General features: G+C 68.1%; 22 protein-coding genes, 1 tRNA gene and 1 pseudogene. 14 read left to right on the top strand and 10 right to left on the bottom strand.

Annotation, left to right across the window (positions count from 1 at the left end; all coding sequences use genetic code 11):
• Window positions 1–7: 7 nt before the first annotated feature.
• From manD to H7J86_RS23825, 4 genes are all read left to right on the top strand, one after another.
• The gene (gene manD / locus H7J86_RS23810) at window positions 8–1,249 is read left to right on the top strand and encodes a D-mannonate dehydratase ManD (RefSeq protein WP_090352938.1); all 1,242 of its coding nucleotides are present in this window, start codon (window positions 8–10) and stop codon (window positions 1,247–1,249) included.
• The gene (locus tag H7J86_RS23815) at window positions 1,239–1,895 is read left to right on the top strand and encodes a bifunctional 4-hydroxy-2-oxoglutarate aldolase/2-dehydro-3-deoxy-phosphogluconate aldolase (RefSeq protein ID WP_090352936.1); all 657 of its coding nucleotides are present in this window, start codon (window positions 1,239–1,241) and stop codon (window positions 1,893–1,895) included. Before manD ends, H7J86_RS23815 begins: the two co-directional genes overlap by 11 nt.
• Window positions 1,892–2,839, top strand: coding sequence for a sugar kinase (locus H7J86_RS23820; RefSeq protein ID WP_220388593.1), 948 nt, complete (start codon window positions 1,892–1,894; stop codon window positions 2,837–2,839). Before H7J86_RS23815 ends, H7J86_RS23820 begins: the two co-directional genes overlap by 4 nt.
• 84 nt (window positions 2,840–2,923) lie before the next feature.
• A complete protein-coding gene (locus H7J86_RS23825; protein ID WP_267293811.1) occupies window positions 2,924–3,328 on the top strand; it encodes a GlcG/HbpS family heme-binding protein in 405 nt (134 codons plus the stop codon).
• Here the strand turns inward: H7J86_RS23825 and H7J86_RS23830 are convergent.
• From H7J86_RS23830 to H7J86_RS23850, 5 genes are all read right to left on the bottom strand, one after another.
• Window positions 3,235–4,269, bottom strand: coding sequence for an alpha/beta hydrolase (locus H7J86_RS23830; protein ID WP_267293813.1), 1,035 nt, complete (start codon window positions 4,267–4,269; stop codon window positions 3,235–3,237). The two genes, H7J86_RS23825 and H7J86_RS23830, sit on opposite strands and share 94 nt — an antisense overlap.
• On the bottom strand, window positions 4,266–5,456 hold the full coding sequence (locus H7J86_RS23835; RefSeq protein WP_267293815.1) for an MFS transporter: 1,191 nt from the start codon (window positions 5,454–5,456) through the stop codon (window positions 4,266–4,268). Before H7J86_RS23835 ends, H7J86_RS23830 begins: the two co-directional genes overlap by 4 nt.
• 59 nt (window positions 5,457–5,515) lie before the next feature.
• A complete protein-coding gene (locus H7J86_RS23840) occupies window positions 5,516–6,376 on the bottom strand; it encodes a helix-turn-helix transcriptional regulator (RefSeq protein ID WP_267293818.1) in 861 nt (286 codons plus the stop codon).
• A gap of 121 nt (window positions 6,377–6,497) precedes the next feature.
• Complete coding sequence (locus tag H7J86_RS23845) at window positions 6,498–7,223, bottom strand: SDR family NAD(P)-dependent oxidoreductase (RefSeq protein ID WP_267293820.1); 726 nt, start codon at window positions 7,221–7,223, stop codon at window positions 6,498–6,500.
• 42 nt (window positions 7,224–7,265) lie between these two features.
• Entirely contained in the window at window positions 7,266–8,033 is a 768-nt protein-coding gene (locus H7J86_RS23850) for a FadR/GntR family transcriptional regulator (protein ID WP_267293822.1), read from the bottom strand.
• Between the two features lie 48 nt (window positions 8,034–8,081).
• On the opposite strand from H7J86_RS23850, the gene H7J86_RS23855 reads away from it, so the two are divergent.
• The 10 genes from H7J86_RS23855 (at window position 8,082) to H7J86_RS23900 (ending at window position 17,747) form a co-directional block, all read left to right on the top strand.
• On the top strand, window positions 8,082–9,239 hold the full coding sequence (locus tag H7J86_RS23855) for an acyl-CoA dehydrogenase family protein (protein ID WP_267293824.1): 1,158 nt from the start codon (window positions 8,082–8,084) through the stop codon (window positions 9,237–9,239).
• Entirely contained in the window at window positions 9,236–10,132 is an 897-nt protein-coding gene (locus tag H7J86_RS23860) for an acyl-CoA dehydrogenase family protein (protein WP_267293826.1), read from the top strand. The genes H7J86_RS23855 and H7J86_RS23860 overlap by 4 nt, the downstream gene beginning before the upstream one ends.
• The gene (locus tag H7J86_RS23865) at window positions 10,129–11,292 is read left to right on the top strand and encodes an acyl-CoA dehydrogenase family protein (protein ID WP_267293828.1); all 1,164 of its coding nucleotides are present in this window, start codon (window positions 10,129–10,131) and stop codon (window positions 11,290–11,292) included. The genes H7J86_RS23860 and H7J86_RS23865 overlap by 4 nt, the downstream gene beginning before the upstream one ends.
• Window positions 11,292–12,362, top strand: a complete 1,071-nt coding sequence (locus tag H7J86_RS23870; RefSeq protein WP_267293830.1) for an acyl-CoA dehydrogenase family protein — start codon at window positions 11,292–11,294, stop codon at window positions 12,360–12,362. The genes H7J86_RS23865 and H7J86_RS23870 overlap by 1 nt, the downstream gene beginning before the upstream one ends.
• A 71-nt stretch (window positions 12,363–12,433) precedes the next feature.
• A complete protein-coding gene (locus tag H7J86_RS23875) occupies window positions 12,434–12,964 on the top strand; it encodes an anti-apoptotic protein (protein ID WP_187096475.1) in 531 nt (176 codons plus the stop codon).
• Between the two features lie 175 nt (window positions 12,965–13,139).
• Window positions 13,140–13,508, top strand: coding sequence for a heme-binding protein (locus H7J86_RS23880; RefSeq protein WP_090352907.1), 369 nt, complete (start codon window positions 13,140–13,142; stop codon window positions 13,506–13,508).
• A 52-nt stretch (window positions 13,509–13,560) separates the two neighbouring features.
• Complete coding sequence (locus tag H7J86_RS23885) at window positions 13,561–14,328, top strand: Rv3717 family N-acetylmuramoyl-L-alanine amidase (RefSeq protein ID WP_267293832.1); 768 nt, start codon at window positions 13,561–13,563, stop codon at window positions 14,326–14,328.
• Between the two features lie 3 nt (window positions 14,329–14,331).
• Complete coding sequence (locus H7J86_RS23890; protein WP_267293834.1) at window positions 14,332–15,768, top strand: neutral zinc metallopeptidase; 1,437 nt, start codon at window positions 14,332–14,334, stop codon at window positions 15,766–15,768.
• Window positions 15,768–17,213 carry a serine/threonine-protein kinase gene (locus H7J86_RS23895; RefSeq protein ID WP_267293836.1) on the top strand — a complete coding sequence of 482 codons (1,446 nt, stop codon included), beginning with the start codon at window positions 15,768–15,770 and terminating at the stop codon, window positions 17,211–17,213. The genes H7J86_RS23890 and H7J86_RS23895 overlap by 1 nt, the downstream gene beginning before the upstream one ends.
• A 6-nt stretch (window positions 17,214–17,219) precedes the next feature.
• The gene (locus tag H7J86_RS23900; protein ID WP_267293838.1) at window positions 17,220–17,747 is read left to right on the top strand and encodes a DUF4333 domain-containing protein; all 528 of its coding nucleotides are present in this window, start codon (window positions 17,220–17,222) and stop codon (window positions 17,745–17,747) included.
• 4 nt (window positions 17,748–17,751) lie between these two features.
• Here H7J86_RS23900 and H7J86_RS23905 read toward each other — a convergent pair whose 3' ends face one another.
• The 5 genes and pseudogenes from H7J86_RS23905 to H7J86_RS23925 all read right to left on the bottom strand — a co-directional run bounded on the left by H7J86_RS23905 (window position 17,752) and on the right by H7J86_RS23925 (window position 24,420).
• Window positions 17,752–19,011, bottom strand: a complete 1,260-nt coding sequence (locus H7J86_RS23905) for an ammonium transporter (RefSeq protein WP_267293841.1) — start codon at window positions 19,009–19,011, stop codon at window positions 17,752–17,754.
• 52 nt (window positions 19,012–19,063) lie between these two features.
• Window positions 19,064–20,284 carry a sensor histidine kinase gene (locus H7J86_RS23910; protein WP_267293843.1) on the bottom strand — a complete coding sequence of 407 codons (1,221 nt, stop codon included), beginning with the start codon at window positions 20,282–20,284 and terminating at the stop codon, window positions 19,064–19,066.
• A gap of 377 nt (window positions 20,285–20,661) precedes the next feature.
• Window positions 20,662–21,903, bottom strand: a pseudogene (locus H7J86_RS23915) (hypothetical protein); the annotation flags it as partial.
• Window positions 21,904–23,389: 1,486 nt separating this feature from the next.
• Window positions 23,390–24,193 carry a GAF and ANTAR domain-containing protein gene (locus tag H7J86_RS23920; RefSeq protein WP_267293847.1) on the bottom strand — a complete coding sequence of 268 codons (804 nt, stop codon included), beginning with the start codon at window positions 24,191–24,193 and terminating at the stop codon, window positions 23,390–23,392.
• A 140-nt stretch (window positions 24,194–24,333) separates the two neighbouring features.
• Window positions 24,334–24,420: transfer RNA gene (locus H7J86_RS23925), tRNA-Leu, on the bottom strand.
• Window positions 24,421–24,454: the final 34 nt, after the last annotated feature.

Here is a 24,454-nt window from a genome sequence, read left to right on the forward strand (position 1 = left end):
GATAACAATGAGTATCGACAAGATCGACGTCAACGTCTGCAGTCCGGGGCGCAACTTCGTCACCCTCAAGATCGTCACGAGCGACGGAGTCGTCGGGTGGGGTGACGCCACCCTGAACGGACGCGAGCTGGCCGTCGCGGCTTACCTGTCCGAACACCTCGCGCCCACGCTGATCGGCCGGGACGAGGACCGCATCGAGGACACCTGGCAGTACCTCTACCGCGGTGCGTACTGGCGCCGCGGGCCGGTCACCATGGCCGCGATCGCCGCCGTCGACATGGCGCTGTGGGATATCAAGGCAAAGAAGGCCGGCGTGCCGCTGTACCAATTGCTCGGCGGCGCAAGCCGGGACAGCATCCGCGTCTACGGACACGCGTCCGGACCCGACTACCCCGCCCTCAAAGACGCCATCACCGGTTACCTCGAAGCGGGCTACACCGCCGTTCGGGTGCAGACCGGAATCCCGGGTCTGGGCCAGATCTACGGGGTGGCCACCAACAAGCCCGGCACACGCTACGACTACGAGCCCGCGCACCGCGGACCCGACGGGGGTGCGGCGACCGCCCCGATCGAAGAGACCTGGGACACCCGGGCCTACCTGACGCATATGCCGGGCGTCTTCGCGAAGATCCGCGAGGATTTCGGCAGCCAGGTGCGCATTCTCCATGACGGGCATCACCGGATGACTCCCATCGAAGCGGCCCGATTCGCCAAAGACGTTGAGCCCTATGATCTTTTTTGGCTGGAGGACTGCACACCGGGCGAGGATCAGGCCGCGCTGCGCCTGGTGCGCCAGCATTCGACCACTCCGCTGGCCATCGGCGAGGTGTTCAACTCGGTGTATGACTACCAGACCCTGATCACCGAGCGGCTCATCGACTACGTCCGCTCCGCGGTGACCCACACCGGCGGTGTCACCGCCATGAAGAAACTTCTGGACTTCGCCGCCATCTACGGGATCAGATCGGGTATGCATGGACCCACTGACATCTCCCCGGTGGGAATGGCCGCGGCCCTGCACCTCGACCTGGCGATTCACAACTTCGGCATCCAGGAATACATGCCGCACAACGACACCACGCTCGAGGTGTTCCAGACGTCGTTCACCTTCGACCGGGGCTTCCTGCATCCCGGCGACGCCCCCGGGCTCGGCGTGGAACTCGATGAGGGTGCCGCGGCCGCGTTCACCTATACCGCCGCGTACCTCCCGGTGAACCGGCTGCAGGACGGGACCGTTCATGACTGGTGACACGCTGACCCGTGTGACGATCCCGGCCCGCACGGCCACCACCAAGCTCATCGTCGTGGTACGGGCGGCCGACGCCACCGACTACGACCGCATCCTCGACGTGCTCATAGACGCCGGAATCGGCAGTGTCGAGTTGACGCTGACCACACCGGGCACCCTCGAGCGGTTGCCGCACCTCTTGGATCGCTTCGGCGATGCCGCGGACATCGGCGTGGGCACCGTGACCGACGCCGAGCAGTTGGCAGCTGCCATCGACGCCGGCGCGCACTACCTGGTCACGCCGATCACCGACACGCACCTGGTGCAGACCGCCCACCGCGCCGGCGTGCCCATGGTGCCCGGCGGCCTGACCCCCACCGAGCTGTTCGCCGCCTGGCAGGCGGGGGCGGCGGCGGTGAAGATCTTCCCGGCCAATCAGGTCGGCGCCGGCTATGTGAAGGATCTGCGCGGCCCGTTCCCCGAGATCGCCGTCGTGCCTTCGGGCGGTGTCGACCTGCGCGGCGCCGTGGCCTGGCTGGCGGCCGGCGCCGCGGCGGTCAGTGTGGGTGGTCCGCTCCTGGGCGACGCCGTCCGCGGTGGTGATCTCGGTGCGCTTCGCGAACGCGCGCAAGCGTTTGTGGCCGCGTGCGGACCGGACACCGCGTGACGCCCCGGGTCGCCACCCTCGGCGAGACGATGGCCCTCATGCGCACGCGCGATATCGGTTCGCTGCGGCACGTGTCCGAGTTGGTCCTGGGCATCGGCGGCGCCGAGAGCAATGTGGCAATCGGCCTGCAACGCTTGGGAATCGAGGCACAGTGGCTCGGTAGGGTGGGCGACGACCCACTGGGTGAGCGGGTCACCAGGGAGATCCGGGCCGAGGGGGTGCAGGTGCACGGTGTCATCGACACCGACGCCCCGACCGGCCTGATGCTCAAGGAACGACCCACGACCAGTTCCACCGCCGTGCTCTACTACCGCGGCGGCTCGGCCGGGTCGCGGCTGCGGCCCGAGGATGTGCCACCCGGCTGGGTGGAGCAGGCCTCGGTGCTGCACGTATCCGGTATCACGGCCCTGCTGTCGGACAGTGCACGCGAATGTATGCAGGCGGCCATCGACCGGGCACGTGCCGCGGGGGTACAGGTCAGCTTCGACGTGAACTACCGCGCCAGCCTCGCGCCCGCCGATCTCGCCGGGCCACTGCTGCGCAAGTTCGCCGAGCAGGCCGATATCGTCTTCGGCGGTCCCGAAGAGCTGCAGTTGCTGCACCCCGACTCCCCCGCGGAGGACGCCGCACAACGACTAGTGCACTCCGGCCGCGGCGAGGTGGTGCTGAAGCTGGGCGCCGACGGCGCCGTGGCCTACCTGCCGGGCGCGCAGTTTCCCAGTGCCGGGTTTCCCGTCGAGGTGGTCGACACCGTCGGCGCCGGTGATGCTTTCGTCGCGGGCTATCTCAGCGGATCGTTGCAGGGGCTGACCGTGCCGCAGCGGCTACGGCGGGCCAACGCCTGCGGCGCACTGCTGTGTATGACCCCCGGCGACTGGGAATCCAGCCCCACCCTCGGCGATGTCGACCGGTTCTGCGCGGGCGGGGATCCGGTCCTTCGATAGGCCGTACCCGTCTGCGCGCTTTGCGCCTCGGCAGTCGGGGCACACAATGGGTGCCACCATTTGCACCCACGAGGGAGAACCACTGTGCCGATTCCTGTTGCCCGGGCGTGGGAGATGGTCACCGCCGCCCATGACGAGGCGCGCCGCCGTGCGGTCCGCGTCTCCGTCGCGATCGTCGATGCGGGCGGCAATCTGGTGGCGTTCGGACGGATGGACGGCGCGGAGATCGCCGGCCCCACGCTGGCGGTCGACAAGGCGTATACCGCCGTGGCGAACAGCACCGCAACCAGCGAACTGGCGGTGCTGGCAGCGCCCGGCGGCGAGCTCTTCGGCTTGCAGGCCAACGGGAACGGCCGGTTCGTGATCTTCGGTGGCGGCATTCCCGTCACCGACGGTCAGACGATCCTGGGCGCGATCGGGGTGAGCGGCGCGAGCGTGGCGGACGACGTCGCGTGCGCCGAGGCCGGTGTCGCCGCGTTCTGCGGGTGAGGACGGGTAGCTGACATGCGCCCGACCAGGAAGGCGGCGAGATCTCGCTGCAGCGTGCGCGCGTCATCGAGAACCCCGTCCATCCACCAGAATCCGTGGATCATCCCCGGATAACGCTTGGCGAGGACATCCACCCCGGCATCGCCGAGCAGCCCGGCATACGTCTCGGCCTCGTCGCGCAGCACATCATGGCTGGCGGTGGCCACGAATGTCGGTGGCAGATGGGCAAAACTGTTGGCGCGCAGCGGTGACACGCGAGGGTCGGCACCTGCGCGGTCGCCGACATAGTGGTTCCAGAACCACGCCATGTCGGCGGCGTCGAGACCGAAGCCACGGGCGAAGCCGGCATAGGACGGGGCCGTCATCCGCCGATCCAGCGCCGGATAGAGCAGAGCCTGCGCAGCCACCGCGACGTCGGTGCCGGCCAACTCTGCGGTGGTGGCGGCCGCCAGGTTGCCGCCCGCACTGTCACCGACCACGGCCAGCAGGTTCGGGTCCACACCCAGCTTGTCGGCGTTGGTGTGCACCCAACGCACGGTGGCCACGCAGTCCTGCAGCGGAACCGGGAAGGGATGCTCGGGTGCCTTCTGATAGTTGACAGCGAGCACGACGTAGCCGGTGTCGCGGGCCAGAACCCGAGCGGGCTCATCCACCAGATCAAGGTTGCCGATCACCCATCCACTACCGTGCAGAACGACGATCACCGGCTGCGGTTCACGGGCCGGCGCCGGCCGGTAGATCCGGACGGGGAGATCTGCGGTCGGTCCGGGTATGAATCGGTGCTCCACCTGAGCCATCGCCGGCGCCGGTCGCTGCAAGTCCAGGTAGGCCAGGGCGGCCGAGCGCGCGTCGGTCACCGACAGCGCAGCGATACCCGGCGCCGTGGCTGCCGCAGCCAGATGGGCGCGAGCCTGAGGATGCAGAGCTGTTGCCTCATTCACTGCGGTTCCCCATGGCTGTTGGTGAACACCAGAACCGTGCCGATCAGCGCCATCGCCGCGCCCACCCACACCGGTGACCGCCAGCCCAGACCCAGCGCGATGGTCGCGGCCCCGATCGCCGAGGCGATCGCGTTTCCCAGGTTGAACGCCGCGATGTTGGCCGCCGAGGCCATCGTCGGTGCATCGTGGGCAAACCGCATGACGCGCAGCTGCAGAGCCGGCGTCGCGGCGAACCCGACAAAGCCCATGAGCACCAGCAGCAGCGCGACCGGTACCCGCCATGCCGCCAGCAGCCCATACCCGATGAGCACGATCGGCAGCACCACCGACAGGACGCGCAACGTCCAGGTGAGATTCCGGTCGGCGGCCCAGCCACCGACGAAATTGCCGACGAACAGGCCGATTCCGAAAAGGACCAGTAGCCACGGCACCGCACCGTCGGGGTAGCCGGTCACGCGGGTCACGAGAGGTTGGACATAGATGAAGGCGCCGAACACGCCGCCGAACACCATCATGGTCAGCAGCATCGAGACCACGACCTGGCGGCGGTACAGCACGGCGAATTGGTTGCCGGGTGCCGGTGGTGGCGCCGGCAGGCGGGGCACCCACGCGGCCACGCCGGCGATGGCCAGCACACCCAACGCGCTGATGATCCAGAACGCGCAGCGCCAACCGAGGTGCTGGCCGACGAACGTGCCGAACGGTACGCCGAGCACATTGGACAGCGTCAGCCCGCCGAACATGACCGCGATGGCCGACGCCCGACGTTCGGGTGAGACCAGGTCCCCGGCGACCACGGCGCCGATGCCGAAGAATCCGCCGTGGCACAGCGCGGTGATGATCCGGCCCAGCATCGCAACGCCGAAACCCGGTGCCAGCGCGGTCAATGCGTTGCCGGCCACGAACAATGTCAGCAGCACCAACAGCGCTGCCTTCGGTGGCCGGCGAGACAACACGGCGGTCACCGTGAACGCGCCCACCACCACCGCCAGGGCATAGCCCCAGATCAGCGCGCCCGCGGTGGGGACCGTGACATGAAGAGCGCCGGCCACGTCGATGAGCAGCCCGGCGATGACGAACTCGGTCAACCCGATCCCGAACCCACCGAGCGCCAGCGCCAGCAGGCCGGGATTCAGCCGTCCCGCCGGGGTACCGACGCTGGTTTTGGGCAGGGTGGAACTATCCATGACGATCTCCTCGGAATGAGTGTTTCCTGTTGCTGCGCTGCGATATTCGCTGCGCGGCGTTACTCGGTGATGGTGCTGCTGGCCAGCAGGCGCAGCGCGGCCTCGTCACTGGATCCAGGTTCGGCGTGATGCAGCAGCAGCCGGTGGCCGTCGTCTTCGGGCAGATGAAGGATCTGGAACTGCAGATCGAGCCGACCGACCACCGGATGGTGGTAAAGCTTGACTCCGTGGGTACACAGCGCCACAGGTTGGGCGGCCCACAACTGGGCGAAATCCTCGCTGGCCACGCTCAGGTTGCCGACCAGCCGCGCGAGGTCGACATCGGCTACATAGACGGCGCTGACATAGCGCAGCGACGCCACCGCCAAGGTGGCCTCGGCCTCCCACTCGCGATGCAGGCTGCGCGCGTGCGGATCGGTGAACATCATCGCGACCTTGTTGGGCGGCTCGGCGCCATACGGCGCTGAGGGTTCGAGGTGCGGCGCAAGTAGGGCGTGGCCCAAGCGATTCCAGGCGATGATGTCCTGCAAAGGCGACAACGCCACGGCCGCGATATCGGGCATCGCATCCAACAGCGTGACGAAGTCGGGGCGCAACTGCGCTCGCCCGGACCGCGCCCGGGTGTCGGCGGCCGAGGCCAGCCGTTGCAAGTGCGCGCGCTCGACCTCATCGAGCCCCAGCGCCCGGGCCAGTGCGTCCAGCACCTGGGTCGAAGGATTGGTGGCCAGGCCCTGCTCCAGGCGGGTGTAGTAAGTCACCGACACCCCGGCGGCTTCGGCCAATTCTTCGCGGCGCAGCCCGGGCACCCGTCGAGGCCCCGGCCCGGCCAGCCCGGGCAGCAGCGCCGTATCGGCCGCCGCGCGCCGACTGCGCAGAAAGGCCGCCAGCTGCCGATCATCTGAACCACGGGTACCCGTCATGTCTTCCATCGTGCGCGATGGACGTACTCCGCGCCTGTCCCTGACAGTGACAGCCAGCCGTCACGGGTGTTCGGCAACTGTACTTTCCGTCCACAGCCGCCCAGCAGATCCTGGACCGGTCTCAGGCGTGACGGCTGGTCACTCCCCCGTCCACCACCAGGTACGTGCCGGTGATGAACGACGCCTTGGGTGACATCAGGAACGCCACCGCGGCGCCGACCTCCTCGGGTTGACCCAGCCGGCCCAGCGGCGCGGCCCGCTCGAAACCGGCTCTGATCTCGTCGATATCCAGAGCGATCTGCAACATCGGCGTCCGAATGAAGCCGGGACACACCGCATTCACCCGGATCCCCAGCGGTCCGAACTGCGCCGCCATCGACCGGGTGAGCCCCAGCAGTCCGGCCTTGGATGCGCAGTAAGCCGGAATGAACGGGTTGGCACTGAGTCCTTCGATACTCGAAATACCCACCACCGCAGGCGATTCACCGGCCTGGGCCGCCGCCTCGAGTCCCGGCAGCATGGCCTGCACCAGCAGCGCCTGCGCGCGCAGATTCACATCCAGCACCGCGTCCCAGGATTGCGCGGTGTAGGCGCCGACCGGCTCGGCGAGGACCCGGCCGGCCGCATGCACCAGTCCGTTGATGTCACCGGCGTTCACCAGTGCTTCGGTGACGGCAGCCATATCGGTGACATCGACGGCCTCGCCGCGGGCACCGAGCGCGCCGGCCACCTCGACCACCTCGGGAGCCACATCCCATAACACCACTTGGCGCCCGTCGGCGATCAGCGCCTCCGCGCTGGCCCGCCCGATTCCCGACGCTGCGCCCGTCACCACCACTACACCCATGCGATCACCTCGCAAGCTCCGCTCATGCGCGCCAACGCTAAGTCAGCAGCACCGTCCCGCGTGCGACTTTGTGCCACGAACCGCGTGCACCACGTCGTCGGTGAAGCGTTCCAGTAACAGTTCCTGCGTCGCGGCGAGGTGCCGCCGCGCGATGCGCTCGGCTTCCTCGGCCCGCCCGGCCGCGATCTCATCGACAAGCCGACGGTGTGTGCGCACCGCGCTGCGGGCTTCGGCCGCCGTCGGGTACTCGCCGCGGCGCACCAGCGCATCGGCCCACTTCTCCTCCTGCGCCGACCACAGCGCCACCAGACTGCCCACCACGTGCCGGATCGTGGCATTCGGCGTGAATTCGACCATCAGGTCATGGAATTCGCGGGCGCACCGGGTGAACGCGGCCCCGTCGCCCACCACGTCCGCGCTGGCGTCGACATTGCGGGTCAGCACCGGCACCACCACCTTGAGGCGGTCGGAGCGGCGGGCCACCTCGGCGGCGCACAGCGGTTCCAGCACTTGCAGCCCCGCGGCCAAGTCCCCGATCGGCACCGATGCGCCCTGTAGCGCCAGGCCGAGGTGATATGCCGCCGAGGATTCGTCCGGCCGGTGCACCTGCGCCCCGCCGACGCTGCCGCGGCGCACCGTGACCAGGCCCTCGGTCTCCAGGATCCGCAGCGCCTCCCGCACCGAGGGATAGCTGACGCCGAACTCGGCGACCAACTGGTCCTGGGTGGGCAGCCGGTCGGCACCGGCCAGGATCCGGTTGCGCAGATCGGCGGCCACCGTCTCGGCGATACGGCGCTGCGGGGTGGGCACGAAACAAATACTAGCAATCCTTATAAGGATTGTCGTAGCATCGCCGCTGTGGACTTCGACATGGGGCCCGACGCCGCTGCCCTGCGCACCGAGCTGCGCGCGCTGGTGAAATCGCATGTGCCCGACGACTACCTGGGCGCGTTCACCGACGACCCGGCCGACCTGGAGGTCGCCCAGAACTTCTGCCGCGAGCTCGCCGACCGTGGGCTGCTGTGCATGTCCTGGCCCACCGAATTCGGGGGGCGCGCCTCGTCGCCGTGGGAGCAGACCGTGGTGCGCGAGGAGATGTGGGCGCACCACGAACCGCGCGGAGCGCAGTACATGGGCGTGAACTGGGTGGGGCCGATCATCATGCGCTTCGGCACCGAGGAGCAGCAGCGCAGCCATCTGCCGCCGATCGCGGCCGGCGAGGTGATCTGGTGCCAGGGCTTCTCCGAGCCCGAGGCCGGGTCGGATCTGGCATCACTGCGCACCACCGCGGTGCGTGACGGGGACGGCTGGCGGATCAACGGTCAGAAGATCTGGACCTCCTACGCGACCATGGCGCACTGGTGTTTCCTGCTCGCCCGAACCTCGAAGCTTGGCGAGGACGCAGTCCGGAAAAAACAGAACGGCCTGAGCATCTTTCTGGTGCCGATGTCCGCCCCCGGCATCACCGTGCGACCCATCCGGACCATGATGGGTCCGCACCATCTCAATGAGGTCTTCTTCGACGACCTTCGGGTGACCGACGCCGACATTCTCGGCACCGTGGACGACGGCTGGACCATCGTGCAGAACGTGCTGGCCTTCGAACGGGTCGGCATCGCCCGCTACGCCCGGTGTGAACGGCTGCTGCAGTTGGCACCCGGCGCGTTGGGCGATCGCTGGGCCGACCTGCCCGCCGAACTTCGCGGCCGGTGGGCGCGGATGCTCACCCACTGTCGCCGGGCCCGGCTGATGGCATATCGCATCGTCGCCTTGCAGAGCACCGGCCAGGTGCGCCCCACCGATTCCGCGGCCTATCGGATCGCGGTGACCAAACTGGACCAGGACAGTGCCGAGGTGTTGATGGAGATCACTGCGACCCTGCCCCACCACGAATCCCGACGCTTCCGGGCCGAGGTCGAGGACCACTGGCGGTACTCGCAGGCTTCCACGGTGTCCTCGGGCAGTATCGAGATGCAGCGAATCCTGTTGGCCCGCACACTGTTGGCGACCTCGTGAACATCGACCTGAGCCCCGAGGCCAACGAGTACGGCGCCGAAGCGCGCAAGGCGTTCGAAGCCGCCGGGGGCGACGAGCTGTTGCAACGCGCCGAGGCCGACCCCGGCACCCGCGACACGGTGGTGGCCCCGGTGCTCGACGGGCTGGGCGCATGGGAGCTGGAGCCCCGCACCGATCCCGACTCCGCAGAGGCCTCGGCGGCGCTGTGCCGCAGCGCCGGCTATTGGGGCCTGCCCTACCCGGTGGCCGAACGACTGGCCCGCCCCGCCGACGCCGACGGACTGCTCGTCGTCACCGAGCACGCCCCGGCAGGCACCCTCGCCGGGATCGCCGGGACGTGGGCGACCGTCACCGCTACCGGCCGGCAGGGCCGGGTGACGGGTACCTCCGAGGACCGGGCCGGCTTCGTCACCTCCCTTCAGGTCAGCGCGCTCGACGGCGACGGCACGGCCGATCTCGCGCTCGCCGTCACGCTGCCGTGCTGGACGCTGCTCGGAATGCTGGACCGGGCACTGGAACTCACCACCGCCCATGTGCAACTGAGACAGCAATTCGGCCAACCGCTGTCCGCGTTCCAGGGCGTGCAGTTCCAGCTCACCGACGCCGAGGTGGAACGCGGCGGCCTGGAGATGCTGGCCCGATACGCACTGTGGAGCGGGGAGCTCGCCGATGCGCTCGCACTGCGGCTGGCCGCGCTGGAGGCTGCCGACGTGGTGTTCCGGGTTACCCATCAACTCCACGGCGCCGTCGGTTTCTGCGACGAGACGACGCTGTCCTGGCTGTCGCGCTACAGCCAGCCGCTGCGCCGGTTGCCCTGGGGCCTGTCGGCGACGCGCGAGCTGCTCGCCGACGCGGTGGAGGCGCACGGATTGACGGGGCTCTACAGCGCATGAGCCTGCAGGACTTCCGGCGCCAGGTCCGGCAATGGTGCGAGGAACATGTGCCCACCGACTGGCGCGCCGCCCAGACCGGGGTGAGCGATGCGGAGTACGTACGTTTCCAGAAGGCGTGGTTCGCCGAATTGCACAGGGCCGGTTACGCCGTCCCGCATTGGCCGCGCGAATGGGGCGGCGGGATGTCGGTCGCCGAACAGGTGGCGCTCTACTCCGAGCTGGCCGCCCACGACGCGCCCCGACTGGTGCTGGCGTTCGTCGGCATCCATCACGCCGCCTCGACCCTGCTGGCTGCGGGCACCGACGAGCAGCGCCGCCGTCACCTGCCGGCGATCTTGGACGGTGAGATCTGGGTACAGGGCTTCTCCGAACCCGAGGCCGGGTCCGACCTGGCCGCCTTGCGGACGACGGCCCGCCGGGACGGCGACGAGTACATCGTCAACGGCCAGAAGCTCTGGGCCAGCGGCGGATTACACGCCGACTGGTGCCTGCTGTTGGCCCGCACCGATCCGGACGCACCCAAACGCCACGGCATTTCGTACTTCCTGATGGACATGACCAGCCCCGGCATCGATGTGCGGCCGATCAGGCAGGCCACCGGTGAATCCCATTTCTGCGAGATCTTTCTCAACGATGTCCACATCCCGGCCGCCAACCTGATCGGGCCGGAGAACCAGGGCTGGCAGGTGGCGCAGCAGACGCTGGGCGCCGAACGCGGGATGACCATGCTGGAATTGGCCGAGCGGCTGGGCAACGCCGGGTTCGGCTGGCTGGTGGCAGAGTGTGCCCGCGCCGACGTGCTCGATGATTCCCTGGTAGCAGACCGGTTGGCGCAGTTCGAGATCGAGATCACCGGACTGCGTGGGATCTGCCGGCAGTTCGTCGAGACACCCGACCCGGCACCGGCGGACGCCTCGATGGTGAAGCTGTTCTATAGCGAACTGCTGCAACGGATGACGGATTTCGGCGCCGAGATCGCCGGGTTGGCCGGTCATACCGTACTGGCCAAGCCGATCTCCAGCGGATGGGAGTCCGGGGCCTGGGTGCTCGACTTCATCGGCTCCTGGGAATGGACCATCCCCGGCGGGGCCAGCGAGATCCAGCGCACCATCATCGCCGAACGCGGCCTCGGACTGCCGCGCGAACCGGCGGCGTCCTGATGACCCGCGAGTACGCCGAGTTGCACGGTGAACTGCGCAGCGTGGCAAGGGAACTGCTGGCCAAGGGTGACCCCGATGCCGGTGCTGTCGCGCAGGCCGGCTGGACCGGGCTGGAGGTCCCCGACGCTCTCGGGGGCGCCGGGGTGTCCTTCGCCGAAACCGCGGTCATCGCCGAGGAACTGGGCCGGGCCGCGTCCGGCACCGGCTACCTCGGAACCACGCTGGGTATCGGGACGCTGCTGGAGCTGGCCGCGGACGAGGTCAGGGACGACTGGCTGACCGCCGCCGCGACGGGCCGGCCCTGCCCGGTGGCTGCGCTGATGGCCGGGGGCGCAGGCGGTACCGCGTTCACCCTCAAGGGTGCCCAGCTGGACGGGCACGCCGAGTTCGTCGCCGACGCCGCGTCCGCCCCACTGCTGCTGGTACTCGCGGTGGACGGCGCCGGCACACCCGTGGTGGCCGCCGTCGCCCCGGATTCCGACGGGGTGACGGTGACCGCACAACCGGTGCTCGACGAGACCCGGCGGCTGGCCGCCGTGCGCGCTGACGGCGCGCCCGTACACCACGTGTGGCAGTTCGCAGGTGATCCGGCGGCGGCCGCGCGGCGGCTGGCCGACCGCGCCGCGGTCATGATCGCCTGCGACAGCCTCGGGCTGGCCGAGGCCATGCTGGCCGCGACGGTCGGTTACGTGACCGTGCGGCATCAGTTCGGCCGACCCATCGGATCGTTTCAGGCGGTCAAGCACGCGTGCGCCGATATGGCGGTGCACATTCGGGTGACCCGCCGACTGATGGACGCCGCCGTCGACCGGCTGTGTGACGTGGACGCCGCGTCGGGGCCGGCGTCGGGGGCTGCGTCTATGGCTGCGTCTATGGCTGCGTCTATGGCTAAGGCCTACGCATGCGACACCGCTGTGCAGGTTGCCGGCAAAGCGATGCAGTTGCACGGCGGCATCGGCTACACCTGGGAAAGCGGGATCCACGTCTACCTGAAACGGGCCTCCTTGAACCGATCGCTGTTCGGTTCGCCCGCCACACACCGCAAAGCACTCGCCGTTCGCTACCGATAAGCGCCGACGTCACACCACGCAGCCTGAGATGTGCGATTGTGGTCGCGATGCATCGACGTGAAGGAGGCTCCATGAATCGGTGGTTGGCTGCCCCATTGGTGATGGCAGCTGCGGCGACACTGGCCGCGTGCTCTTTCTCGACCTCGGTCGGCAATACATCGGTGAGCAAGGACGACGTCCAGAAGCAGATCAGTGAGAAGGTCACCGAGCAGGGCGGCACCAAGCCCGATTCGGTGACCTGCCCGTCCGACCTCAAGGCCGAGGTCGGCGCCACGTTGGACTGCAAGATGTCCGACGGCAAGAAGAACTACGGTGTGAACGTCACCGTGACCAGCGTCGACGGCAAGACCGTGAACTTCGACATCGTGCAGACGGTGGACAAGGACGCCGTTGCCGAACAGATCTCCGAACAGCTCACCCAACAGGTCGGGCGTGCCCCGGAATCGGTGACCTGCCCGTCGGACCTCAAGGGCGACAAGGGTGCGACCCTGCAGTGCGAGCTCACCGATTCCGGCGAGACCTACGGCGTCACCGTCACCGTCACGAGCGTCAAGGGCGGCGACGTCAAGTTCGACTTCAAGGTCGACGACCAGCCCAAGTAGGCGGCCAGACCAGCGGCAGGATCCGCCCTGGCTGAACTGAGCCCCCGCTGCGCGGCCTGTCCGAAGTCGCTGGGAGTTGACTGTGTCCGCGAGCGCCGAGAGTGCCGGGTCGACACACTGAATGCTGCGGCGATACCGCACGGCCATCTCGCCGTCACCCGAAAAAGGAGTAGACATGCACGTCCGACCGACCCGTCTGGCCATCGGCGCAGGCACCCTCGCCGCATCCGCGTTGTTCGGATTGTTCGGTGCCATCCCCGCTGCGCTGGCCGACCAGGACCCGGCAGCGAACCCGCCGAACTGCAGCGCCGGGGATCTGGAGCAGGTCCGGGCCGGCGTGTCGGCAGCCACCTCGGTGTACCTGTTCACGCACCCGGACGTCAACGCCTTCTTCAGCAGCCTCAAAGGCCTCACCCGCGAGCAGGCCTCGCCGAAGGTGAAGGCCTACCTCGCCGCGAACCCACAAACCCACGACGAGCTGACGGCCATCCGGCAGCCCCTGACCGATCTGAAGAACCGCTGCGCCGCGGCACCCGGCGCCTGACGCCACCCTGACGGCGCCGCCGACGCGCCGCCGCCTTGTTAGCCTTTTCGTCATGCAGCGGTGGGCGCAACGCACGGTCACGGTGACCGCGGCCGCCCTGGCCGTCGCCGCACTCTGCACCACAGCCGCTCCGGCCGCCGTGGCCACCGGCGATATCGGCGGCGCCACAGTGGTCCTCGACCCCGGTCACGGGGGCTCCAACGGCGCGAACGACGCTTCGCTGACCCGCCAGGTGCCCAACGGCCGCGGCGGCACCAAGGACTGCCAGACCACCGGCACCGCAACCGACGACGGCTATCCCGAGCACAGTTTCAACTGGGACGTCGTGCAACGGGTGCGGGCCGGCCTGGAACAGGCCGGTGTACACACCGTCCTGACCCGCGGCGACGATGTGTCGGCGGGTCCGTGCGTGGACCAACGCGCGGCGGTCGCCAACGCGGTCGCACCCGCCGCGATCGTCAGCATCCACGCCGACGGCGGCCCGGTGTCCGGGAGCGGTTTCCACGTGAACTACTCCAGCCCGGCCCTCAACGATGCCCAGTCCGGTCCCGCACTCCGACTGGCCACGACGATGCGGGACGCGCTCATCGCGTCGGGCCTGACACCGGCGGGCTACATCGGCTCCGACGGGCTGTACGGCCGAGCCGACCTGGCCGGGCTGAACCTGGCCCGATATCCCGCCGTCCTGGTCGAACTCGGCAACATGCGCAACAGCGGCGAGGCCACCCGGATGGAAAGCGACAGCGGCCGAGCCGAATACGCGGCCGCCATCGTGTCCGGGGTGGCCGACTACCTCCGATCGACGTCCGCCACGGGCTGATCGATGACCATCCCTCTTCGTCCGTTGGTCGGCTGCGTGGTGGCCGCAATGATGCTTCTGACCGGTTGCAGCACAACGGTGCTCCACGGGCACGCGGTGTCCATGCTGTACGACCCCAGCCGCGCCGGCGGCCTGCCGGCCAAGGACGGCTACAGCGGGCAGCGGGCCGGGGCCCCCGATCCCACACACACCGCCGCCAACAGCGACGGCGGTCCCGCCGACCGCCTTGCCCTGCTCGCGGTCGACGACCTGGAGGACTTCTGGTCGCACAACTGGAACGGAGCGCTCACCGGTACCTTCTCGCCGATCTCCGGTCTGGTGTCCTACGACTCCAACAGCACCACCAACCCGGATGTGTGCGGCGGCGGCCTGACCGATATGGCCAACGCCTTCTACTGCTTCAGCAACGACACGATGGCTTGGGACCGGGGCAGTTTCATCCCGGGCGCGGCGAAGTACTTCGGCAACATGGGTGTCGTCGGGATCATGGCGCACGAGTTCGGCCACGCCGTCCAGGCCAAGGCCCATCTGGTGGAGAAGGGCACACCGGTCCTGGTCAAGGAGCAGCAGGCCGACTGCTTCGCGGGCGTGTATCTGCACTGGGTGGCCGCCGACAAATCGCCGCGTTTCTCGTTGTCCACCGGCGACGGCCTCAATCATGTTCTGGCCGGCGCCATCTACATCCGCGACCCGCTGATGACCCAGGAAGAGGCACTGGCCGCCGGTGACGCCCACGGTTCCGCCCTGGACCGGATCAGCGCCTTCCAGATCGGGTTCAGCGGCAACGCCGACCAGTGTGCGGCGATCAACATGGACGAGATCAAGAAGCGCCAGGGCGACCTTCCGCAGTTCCTGTCCTACGACGCCTACGGCGCTCCGGCCAACGGCGACAGCCCCATCGATGAGAATCTGCTCACCAAGTTGATGGCCTCGCTGAACCAGATCTTCACCCCCGCCAACCCGCCGCAGCTGAGCCTGGAACCGGGAACCTGCCCCGACGCCAAGGCGACCTCGCCCGCGTCGTACTGCCCGGCCACCAACACCATCGGCATCGACATGCCCGCCCTCGAGGACGTCGGCACCCCGCGCAGCGAGAGCCAGGGAGTGCTGCTTCAGGGCGACAACACCGCACTGTCGATGGTCACCTCCCGCTATATGCTTGCGCTGCAACACGAACGCGGCACGCCGCTGCAGTCGACCACCACCGCGTTGCGGACCGCGTGCCTGACCGGCGTCGCGCAGAGCAAGATGAGCGAACCCGGCAGCCCGTTGATGCTCTCTGCCGGCGATACCGATGAGGCGATCTCCGGTCTGCTCACCAGCGGACTGGTTGCCAGCGATGTCGATGGCGTGACCGCGCTGGCCGGCTTCACTCGCATCCTGGCCTACCGTGCGGGCCTGCAGGGCGATGCCGACCAGTGCTACCAGAGGTTCTCCTGATGGCGATTCGGGTCGGTGAGAAGTTCGGGCCCTATGAACTGCGCGCGCTACTGGGCGTCGGTGGTATGGGTGAGGTGTACCAGGCCTTCGATACGGTCAAGGGACGCATGGTCGCACTCAAGCTGCTGCGACCGGAGCTGGCCGCCGATCCGTCGTTCCAGGAACGGTTCCGGCGCGAATCCCGGATCGCGGCGCAGCTGCACGAGCCGCACGTCATACCCGTCCATGACTTCGGCGAGATCGACGGCGTGCTCTATATCGACATGCGTCTGGTCTCCGGGCACAACCTGAAATCCGTACTGGCCCAGCAAGGCCCACTGCACCCGCTCCGCGCTGTGGCCGTGATCGCCCAGATCGCGGCCGCGCTGGACGCCGCCCACGCCGGCGGCCTGACGCACCGCGACGTCAAACCCGAGAACGTCCTGCTTACCCCCGAGGATTTCGCCTATCTGGTGGACTTCGGCATTGCCCGCTCCGGCACCGACAGCGGGCTGACCACCGCCGGCTCCGCCATCGGGTCCTGCGCGTATATGGCGCCCGAACGGTTCACCGACGGTGCGGTGGGCCCGCCGGCCGACGTCTATTCGCTGGCCTGCCTGCTCTACGAATTACTCACAGGTGCACCGCCGTTCCCCGCCGGCGATGTCGCCATGCTGATGAATGCACACCTCTCGTCCCCGCCGCCGCGACCCAGTGTGGCGCGTCCGGGGATCAGCCGGGCGTTCGACGACGTCGTCACCTGGGGGATGGCCAAGGACCCGGCGCAGCGCTGCCCGACAGCGGGCACGCTGGCACGGGCGGCCACGGCGGCGGCGACCGCGATATCCACCACACCTTCGACACCCACGGTCCTCAACCAGTCGGGAGCCGAAAAGCTCTCTGCTCCACAGCGTTCCACCCGTCCAGCACTGTTCGCCGTGATCGGTGTGGGCACACTGATCGCGGTGGCCGGTATCGGGGCATGGCTCATGTTCGGCCGGCACACCACCGCACAGCCCCCGGAGGCGGTCCAGGCGACGGTGACACGCACCCCGACGGCGGCCCCCACCAGCTCGACATCCGCGACGAGCTCTACCCCCACGACGTCCACCTCGACCATCGCCGCCCGGGCCTCCCTGCCCGGCACCGATGCTCTGGGCTTCCTCGCCTACCCCGGCGCCCGGTGTGATCCGGGTCAGGTGCCGGTGACGCTGGGGCTGACCGCGCTGTCGGCAGTGGTCATCTGCGAAACACCTTCGGGGGCTTTCGTCTATCGCGGAGTCCGGCTCAGCGATGACGCCGGTATCGAACTCGGCGGCGCCGTGCACGTACCGGGCGGTGGTTTCGACATCACGAACCGCACCGATGGCACCCGCTATCAGATCCGCAATACCGCGCTGATCATCACCGGTCCCGACGGCAGTGAGCACACCGAGTCGATGGAGCAGTATGCATCCACGTTCTGAGGCCCGATGACGACTCCGCCCACCGACCCGATCCAGCCGTGGTGGACCAAACCGGGTGGTGCTCCCCCGCCGGGCGCGCCTGCCCCGCGCGCGCCGTATCCGCCTCCCCCGCAGCGCCCACCACCACCACCGCAGCCAGATCCCCATCACTACCGGCTGCCGCCGCAACCGCCCGCCTCGCACCGGGTGCCGAACCAGGCGTCGGGCCCGAACATGGTGCTACTCGGCGGAATCGCCGGCGCGGTGGTACTGCTCATCGTCGCGGGCGTGAGCATCTGGGCGTGGAAGTTCCGCGACAGCACCGTGATCGATGTCGCACAAGCCGAAGCCGGTGTGCGGGAGATCCTGTCCGATCCGATCAACGGCTACGGGTCCAACACCATCAGCGCAATGCGGTGCAACGGGGGCAAGAATCCGGCTGCCGCCAAAGGCGACAGTTTCACCTGTGAGGTGGAGATCGACGGCGCCGTGCGCCATGTCACCGTGGTGTTCCAGGATGACAAGGGCACCTTCGCCGTGGACGGGCCGCGCTGACCGACTACTGCACGCCCGGCCGCTTGTGCTGATGCCCGTGCACACCCTCGGCGTACGCCGTCTCGGCGTGCTGGGTGAAGTCGATGCCTGCCAGCTCGTCTTCGCGGGTGACCCGGAAACCGAACGTCACGGTGATGAGCTTGCCGATCCCGTATGTCACCGCGAAGGCGAACAATGCGACCGCGACGATGGCCAGTGACTGCTTGCCCAGCTGGGTCAGTCCGCCCCCGTAGAACAGGCCCGCGGGCCCGCCGGAAACCATCTCGGCGGCCAGCAGGCCGATCAGGAAGGTGCCCACGACGCCACCGACGAAGTGCACACCGACCACGTCGAGCGAATCGTCGTAGCCGGCCCGGAACTTCCATCCGATGGCGAACGAGCAGACCACGCCGGCCGCGGTCCCGACGAGGGCCGCACCGATCGGCGTCACGAACCCGCATGAGGGCGTGATGGCGACCAGGCCGGCGACCACACCGGAGGCCGCGCCGAAGGTGGTCGGACGACCGTCGCGCACCCGCTCGACGGCGAGCCAACCCAGCATGCCCAGACAGCCGGCGACCAACGTGTTGAGGAAGATCACGGCGGCCTTGCCGTCCACGGCGAAGGCCGAACCGGCGTTGAAGCCGAACCAGCCGAACCACAGCAGGCCGACCCCGAGCAGCACGAACGGCAGGTTGTGCGGGCGCATGGGTTCGGACTTGAACCCGATACGAGGCCCGAGCACCAACGCCAGCGCCAACGCCGATGCCCCCGAGACGATTTCGACGACGAGTCCACCCGCGTAGTCCAGGGCACCGAAGGTCGTCAGCCACCCGTCCGGACCCCACACCCAGTGCGCCACCGGCGCGTACACCAGCAAGGTCCACAGCGGCAGGAACACGATCCACGCGGAGAACCTGGCCCGGTCGGCGATCGCACCGCTGACCAGTGCCGCGGTGAGGATCGCGAACGCCAACTGGAAGGTGACGAACAACAGCTCGGGAACGTTGGACCGGACGGCGGTGAGATCGATGTTCGCCAGGCCCAGATGATCCAGGTTGCCGATCAGGCCACCGCCGGCGTCGGCGCCGAAGGCCAGGCTGTACCCGGCCAGCAGCCACGTCACGGTGACCACCGGGATGGCGATGAAGCTCATCATGATCATGTTGAGCACGCCGGTCGAACGGACCATACCGCCGTAGAAGATGGCCAGGCCGGGGGTCATCAACAAGACCAACGCGGTACTGGCGAGCAGCCAGGCGGTCGCGGCCGGATCGATCTGCACACGGACTCCTTCGTCTGGGCAAACGCTCGGACGAGAGTACGACACGTGCCTATCAGTCCGTGCCGGGCACCGGCAGCGTGATCGAGATCGTGGTGCCCGGTGCGCCGGTGACATCGAAGTCGCCGCCGGCGGCGAGCACCTTGGCCCGGACCGAGGCGAACCCGATGTGGCCGTTCTCGACTGCCCTCACCAGCCGGTCCGGCGGGATGCCCACCCCGTCGTCGGCGATACGCAACAGCGCCCGGCCGTCGGCACGGCTGAGGGTGAACCGGAGGCTGTCGGCCTTGGCGTGTTTGATCACATTCGTGGAGAACTCCCGCGCCGCGCCGTAGAGCAGATGGTCGGCGTCGGTGCGCAGATCGTCCGGCCAGCCGCCGGCGTCCACGTCGACATCGAGTGCGGTCCGAGCGGCGATACCGTCGGCCAGGCTGGTCAGCGCGGACTTGAGCCCGGACCGGGCCAGCACCTCGGGATGCAGTTCGCGCACCACGTCGCGTAACAGCCGCGACGACTCCCCCAACGCCAGCTCGACGCGGTCCATCCCGTCGGTCGATCCCTCGCGGACTTCCTCCATATCGCGTTTGGCCGCGAGCACGTACTGCAGTGCGCCGTCGTGCAGGCGTTCCGAGAGCGACTGGCGTTCGCGCTTCTCGAGGCTGATCACCTCTTCGAGCAACCCGGCCCGTTCCCGGGCCAGGCCGGCGATGGTCCGGGTGTTGGACTGCTGAATCCAGGACAGCGCCACCGAGCCGGCTGCCAGCCCGGTCAGCACCCCCGTCGTCACCACGATCGATCCCCACGGCTCGTCACCGTTGACCGACCTGTTGACACAGTTGATGGCGAAGAAGGTGACGATCGCGGGAACGGCGACGATGGCGCTGATGACGGGATCGAGTTGGGCGGCGGCGATCAGCGGGATCAGGAACAGTCCGTACTGCAGCACATCCGAGGTCCAGGCTTGTGGTGAGCTGATCCCGGCCTCGACCGAAAGCACCGCCACCACAGTCAGATCCGCGCCCAGCATGAACAGCGGCACCGAGCGCGCGGGCTCAGTGGACGATCGGCCCGCGGACCGCAGACCCCGCACCGCCCACGCGGCGACCACCACGGCATAGGTGAGGGCCACACCCCAATGCAGCCACAGATGGGTGTCAGGCGGCTGCCACAACAGCGTGGCGGCGATGAAGGCGGCCAGCAGTATCCGCAACCCGAGCTGAAGCTGCAGGCCGCGGAATATTGCGCTCTCCGAACTCGGCACCCACCCCGTCGTCATGCTGTCCCCGTCCTGCGCCAAGTTGGCAGAAGTATAGGGCCGGAAAGGCCGAGAACGATGCGGGTGCGGCGATCACGAATCCGCAGATGCACCACCTCCCGACAGGTGAAAGATGGTGCGCTGAACGAAGGTTCCACCGGATTGTTCGGTCGAGCCGCAGCCGGCCCACGACATCAGGGGCGCCGGCACAGCCGACGCCCCTGATGTCCTCACAGCGCTCGTTTACCGCAGCGTTGCGCTATCGACTACGACGACGCGCCATTCGCTCCGGGAGAGCCGGCGTTGCCACCGGCGCCGCTGCTGCCGGCATTGCCGGTCGCACCGGATGAACCGGTGCTACCCGTCGCCCCGGTGGCGCCGGTCGACCCGGTGTTACCGGTCGCACCGTTGGCGCCCGTGGTGCCGGTATGGCCGTTGCTGCCGAAAACGCCACTGTGACCGGCAGTACCGGCTGCTGCACCGTTACCGCCGGTGCCACCGCTGCCGCCTGCTGCACCGGTACCACCCGTGCCGCCGGCGCCGCCGGTTCCGCTGGTCCCTCCGGACCCGCCCGCACCACCTGTGGCGCCGCTACCACCGGCTCCACCGGTTCCACCGACCCCGGTCCCACCGGCGCCGGTGCCTGCGCCGCCCGCGCCACCGGAGCCGCCGTTACCGCCGGCATCGCCATTGCCACCGGTGCCACCCGCGCCACCGGTACCACCCGTGCCGCCGCTACCACCGGCTTGACCGGTGCCACCCGCGCCACCGGTGCCACCCGTGCCGCCGTTACCCGCCGCGCCGCCGCTGCCGAAGAGGCCGCCACTGCCGCCGTTGCCGCCGGTGCCCGCCGGGCCGCCGGCGGTGCCGGTGCCTCCGACGTTGGTGCCATTGGCACCCGTGGTGCCGGTACCGCCGGTGCCGCCGGCTCCACCGGACTGTCCGGCAGCGCCGATGCCACCGTCACCGCCGATGCCACCGTCACCGCCCACTCCCACTCCGCTGACGCTGACTCCCGCGCCACCGGCACCTCCGGCGCCGCCGTCGGTGGCCCCGGTTCCGCCGTTGCCACCGTTGGCGCCATCACCACCGATAGCCGTGCCACCGGCACCCGTTGTCGAGGAGGCGCCGCCGGCGCCTCCGGCTCCACCGTTGCCACCATCGGTACCGCTGGCACCGGCGGCGCCGGTACCGCCCGTTGCCACCAGTGCCGTGCCTGCCACCGCGCCACCCGCGCCACCGGCTCCACCGGGGTTGCCCGAACTACCGGGGAGGCCGTCGCCACCGGTCACCGTGCCGGCGGCGCCTTCAGCACCTGCAACTCCCGCCGGACCGCCCGCGGCAGGATTGACGCCGTCGGCTCCGGTCCCGCCCGCCGCGCCAGTTGTACCGGTCGTACCGCTGGCAGCGGTGCCCGCGCCCGTCGCACCAACTGTGCCTGCCGAACCGCTACCCCCGACGCCGCCGTTACCGCCGTGACCGAGCAGCGCCAAGGTGCCGGCGTTACCGCCGTTGCCGCCCGACGCGCCGATCCCGCCGGCTCCGCCGCCACCGCCGTTGCCCACGAAGAACCCGCCCTTGCCGCCGCTGCCGCCGGCTTGCCCCACGGCACCGGATCCACCGGCACCACCGAAGCCCATCAACAGGCCGCCGTTACCGCCGTTGGCGCCCGTGCCTGCCGCACCGTTGGTCCCATTGCTGACGAAGATGTTCACAATCGGGATGAAGTTGCCGATACCGATGAGGTTGTAGAGCGGCGAATGCATTGTGGGACCGACGAAGGCAGCGGCCAGAGCGTTCGGAGTGGGCGTGAGTGCCAAGTAGCTGACCGCGCCACTCGTCGTCGTCACCACACCTGACGGGCATCCGGTGGCCACCATGAGGCACTGCACGCCCGCCGACGGTGATTGAAGGGACGTCAGAGGGGCAGGTGCGGGAGCGAGCAGCGGTGACGCTTGTGCGGCGCCCGCTCCGAGAGCCAATGCGGCGCCCGCTCCGACCATGGCAATACCGGTCGCGCACGGATAGATGTAGTTTCTCATTTTCGGTCTCCTATAGAAATTTTTCTGGTGGTTTCGGGCAGCGGGGCACGATAAGTTCATGGATCTATTTCCGTGAATTCCTTGTGCACGCGGCTGGGCGGCACTTCCCTGAAGTACGCCGCTTGATCCGGCTTTTGGCACGCTTCGCATTCACCGAAGCGTGAGCCTGAACATGCCGACGGTCGGTCGACAAGAATTAATGAAATCAGGTCGCAGACGAAGCTGTTGATTTAACTTCGTGTCGATGCGTGTCGATATCGATTTCCGTCATCAGCCGCAGCGTGAGACGACGACTGGAGTAAATCGATCTATGTGCGGATGCGCACAGGCATGACCGGGGACGTTGATGGTCCGAACCGGTTGGCGGCAGTGAAACCGCCGGTGATGCCCCCTTGCAGGCTGGAGACCATTGTCGTGGGCCCAGCGATCGAGTCGTTCCTCGATGGATCTTGAGTACTTCGAACAATAGCTTTGCTGTGCGTATGTGTCAACCGTCACACATCGATGCTGAAGCTAATCTCTCAGCCGTCGCACGGCTCACCATGCTGGGTAATACCCATCGCCCTGAAACCAGGAAACACTGCTCAATCGCTCAACGACGCCACAAGCGTGCAGCAAGACGCACCTTCCCAGGCAATCCAGCCGATCAATTTTTAGATTGGACGTCAATATTTGCTACGCAATTTGCCTGACCCTGGTTCCACCCACACAAACATCACGAGCCGTCAGCACGGCGAACTCACGTGCGCCCTCGGCGGCAAGACCCCACTGCGTTGACATGTGCCGCGTTCGAGTCCCCATCGCAGGCGACTGCCGAACGTTCACCTGCGATATCAGGGAGATAGTCGAATCTCGGCTATGCGATAGGACGTGGCCGGATCAATGAGAAAACGGGGCCGTGCGCTCATTTCCTCCGCGACAGCTAATCCACCGAAGATACGGTCGACGACGACAGATATCAGATATTCAGAGGGCGCCCGACAGACGGATTTCAAAAGATACTGCGCGGGAATACATGTATTGAATGCAACGACCCGTGGCCGATCAATATCCCCACGACAGAGGGGACGCCACGGGTATGTTTTCAGGTTCGGCTTCGCCGGGCACGAGCGCGGCGGACGGCCTCATCCAGAATGCTCTGGGCAATATCCACCATCTTGCGGTGTTCGCTCTGACTCATCGCCCGGAGTTGGGCCAGGGCATCCTCTGCGCTCAACCCGCCACGACCCCGAAGCAGGCCGATTGCCTGGTCGATTACCGGCCGGACCGACAAGGCGGCCCGCAGCTGAACCGTGAGCGCAAGCGCCTGACTGAGAATCTGGGCGTTGTGTACCGCCACCGCGGCCGGTTTGGCGAAAAGCTCTCCGAGGCCCGCCGCATGCTCATCGAAGACACCCTTGCCGTGGGCATAGACGTTGATCGCACCGATCACCTTCCCAGGCATCAGTAGCGGCAGGGACAACGCACTGTGGATACCCATATCGCTGACGTGCGGACCGAAGAGCGGCCACATATCCTCTCCGCCCAAGAAGCCGGACCGCACCGTGCGCCCTTCATGCACGGCGGTGATACAGGGCCCCTCGTTGAGGGTGACGTACTGCACGTGATCGATCTCGGCGACGAATGGTGCACTCGCAGCCAATGCTTCGATGGTGTCGCCTGGCTGGTCAGCCTGCAGCAATGTCACGCCCGCGCCATCTGCACCGGGTATTGCGCGAACCGCGAATCCCGCTACCTCAGTGAGCAATTCCGGCAGTCCGAGGCTGCCGGCCACCAGGCTCGCCAGGGCACCGACGCCGGCAAGGAGGTCCGCGGTGTCGGCGCTGGACTGCTGGGCGGTCAGCGTCCCGCCCTTGGTGTCGTTTCCGCCCGAATGGAACTCTGCCATGGTCGACACCTGCGCTAACAGCCCGAAGTAACCCGGCGGGGTCGCTGCGGGATCACTCCATGCTAGACGCCGCCGAGAACCGACCACCTGCGCAAGACACTCACGTCGGCGACATCGGTGCCGATCCTGAAGCACTCACATGGTGCGGGCGGTGGGACTCGAACCCACACGTTCTCTCGAACACCGGCACCTAAAGCCGGCGCGTCAGCCAATTGCGCCACGCCCGCGAACGCGTCCAGACTACCGCTTGGGTCGTCGCCG

Origin of the sequence: Mycobacterium hackensackense, assembly GCF_025822555.1 — a bacterium.
GTDB lineage: Bacteria > Actinomycetota > Actinomycetes > Mycobacteriales > Mycobacteriaceae > Mycobacterium > Mycobacterium fluoranthenivorans.